Raw genomic sequence first — 2500 nt, 5'->3', positions numbered from 1 at the left:
GTGCTTTTCACCTTTCCCTCACGGTACTGGTTCACTATCGGTCACTAGGGAGTATTTAGCCTTGGGAGATGGTCCTCCCGGATTCCGACGGAATTTCACGTGTTCCGCCGTACTCAGGATCCACTCAGGAGAGAACGAAGTTTTGACTACAGGGCTGTTACCTCCTATGGCGGGCCTTTCCAGACCTCTTCATCTACCTCGTTCCTTTGTAACTCCGTACAGAGTGTCCTACAACCCCAAGAGGCAAGCCTCTTGGTTTGGGCTGGTCCCGTTTCGCTCGCCGCTACTCAGGGAATCGCATTTGCTTTCTCTTCCTCCGGGTACTTAGATGTTTCAGTTCCCCGGGTCTGCCTTCTCATATCCTATGTATTCAGATATGGATACCACTCCATTACGAGTGGTGGGTTTCCCCATTCGGAAATCTCCGGATCAAAGCTTGCTTACAGCTCCCCGAAGCATATCGGTGTTCGTCCCGTCCTTCATCGGCTCCTAGTGCCAAGGCATCCACCGTGCGCCCTTTCTAACTTAACCGTTAAAAAGATCACTACGTGATATCTTGCATTACAATTGAATGTGAATTACTTCTGTTATCTAGTTTTCAAAGAACACGTTGGTGGAGCCTAGCGGGATCGAACCGCTGACCTCCTGCGTGCAAAGCAGGCGCTCTCCCAGCTGAGCTAAGGCCCCGTATTGGGTAAAGATGGTGGGCCTGAGTGGACTCGAACCACCGACCTCACGCTTATCAGGCGTGCGCTCTAACCAGCTGAGCTACAGGCCCATCTACCATATGAAAGAATCAAAGTTCCTTCAAAACTAAACAAGACAGGGAACGTTCTGTTTATAAGACCCAAGGTCTTATATTCCGTTAAAATCCTTAGAAAGGAGGTGATCCAGCCGCACCTTCCGATACGGCTACCTTGTTACGACTTCACCCCAATCATCTGTCCCACCTTCGGCGGCTGGCTCCAAAAAGGTTACCTCACCGACTTCGGGTGTTACAAACTCTCGTGGTGTGACGGGCGGTGTGTACAAGGCCCGGGAACGTATTCACCGCGGCATGCTGATCCGCGATTACTAGCGATTCCAGCTTCACGCAGTCGAGTTGCAGACTGCGATCCGAACTGAGAACAGATTTGTGGGATTGGCTTAACCTCGCGGTTTCGCTGCCCTTTGTTCTGCCCATTGTAGCACGTGTGTAGCCCAGGTCATAAGGGGCATGATGATTTGACGTCATCCCCACCTTCCTCCGGTTTGTCACCGGCAGTCACCTTAGAGTGCCCAACTGAATGCTGGCAACTAAGATCAAGGGTTGCGCTCGTTGCGGGACTTAACCCAACATCTCACGACACGAGCTGACGACAACCATGCACCACCTGTCACTCTGCCCCCGAAGGGGACGTCCTATCTCTAGGATTGTCAGAGGATGTCAAGACCTGGTAAGGTTCTTCGCGTTGCTTCGAATTAAACCACATGCTCCACCGCTTGTGCGGGCCCCCGTCAATTCCTTTGAGTTTCAGTCTTGCGACCGTACTCCCCAGGCGGAGTGCTTAATGCGTTAGCTGCAGCACTAAGGGGCGGAAACCCCCTAACACTTAGCACTCATCGTTTACGGCGTGGACTACCAGGGTATCTAATCCTGTTCGCTCCCCACGCTTTCGCTCCTCAGCGTCAGTTACAGACCAGAGAGTCGCCTTCGCCACTGGTGTTCCTCCACATCTCTACGCATTTCACCGCTACACGTGGAATTCCACTCTCCTCTTCTGCACTCAAGTTCCCCAGTTTCCAATGACCCTCCCCGGTTGAGCCGGGGGCTTTCACATCAGACTTAAGAAACCGCCTGCGAGCCCTTTACGCCCAATAATTCCGGACAACGCTTGCCACCTACGTATTACCGCGGCTGCTGGCACGTAGTTAGCCGTGGCTTTCTGGTTAGGTACCGTCAAGGTGCCGCCCTATTTGAACGGCACTTGTTCTTCCCTAACAACAGAGCTTTACGATCCGAAAACCTTCATCACTCACGCGGCGTTGCTCCGTCAGACTTTCGTCCATTGCGGAAGATTCCCTACTGCTGCCTCCCGTAGGAGTCTGGGCCGTGTCTCAGTCCCAGTGTGGCCGATCACCCTCTCAGGTCGGCTACGCATCGTCGCCTTGGTGAGCCGTTACCTCACCAACTAGCTAATGCGCCGCGGGTCCATCTGTAAGTGGTAGCCGAAGCCACCTTTTATGTTTGAACCATGCGGTTCAAACAAGCATCCGGTATTAGCCCCGGTTTCCCGGAGTTATCCCAGTCTTACAGGCAGGTTACCCACGTGTTACTCACCCGTCCGCCGCTAACATCAGGGAGCAAGCTCCCATCTGTCCGCTCGACTTGCATGTATTAGGCACGCCGCCAGCGTTCGTCCTGAGCCAGGATCAAACTCTCCGATAAAGTAGTTTGACTGACTACGCACATCGCTGTGCGATTTATTTAAAACTTTGAATTAACAGGTACGTTTTGTCT

At 52.8% G+C, this 2500-nt stretch carries 2 tRNA genes and 2 rRNA genes (1 of these 4 only partly in view); all 4 read right to left on the bottom strand.

Annotation, left to right across the window (positions count from 1 at the left end):
- Positions 1-531 (bottom strand): 23S ribosomal RNA (locus BAMF_RS21205) (it extends 2399 nt beyond the left edge of the window).
- An 80-nt stretch (positions 532-611) separates the two neighbouring features.
- Positions 612-687 (bottom strand) — tRNA-Ala (locus BAMF_RS21200).
- A gap of 14 nt (positions 688-701) precedes the next feature.
- A tRNA-Ile gene (locus tag BAMF_RS21195) sits at positions 702-778 on the bottom strand.
- Between the two features lie 100 nt (positions 779-878).
- Positions 879-2428: ribosomal RNA gene (locus BAMF_RS21190) — 16S ribosomal RNA — on the bottom strand.
- Together the 16S and 23S rRNA genes with 2 tRNA genes alongside form the textbook arrangement of a ribosomal RNA operon.
- Positions 2429-2500: the final 72 nt, after the last annotated feature.

Origin of the sequence: Bacillus amyloliquefaciens DSM 7 = ATCC 23350, assembly GCF_000196735.1 — a bacterium.
Lineage (GTDB): Bacteria > Bacillota > Bacilli > Bacillales > Bacillaceae > Bacillus > Bacillus amyloliquefaciens.
The sequence above is the reverse complement of the archived record's forward strand: the minus strand, read 5'-3'. Positions and strand labels throughout refer to the sequence as shown.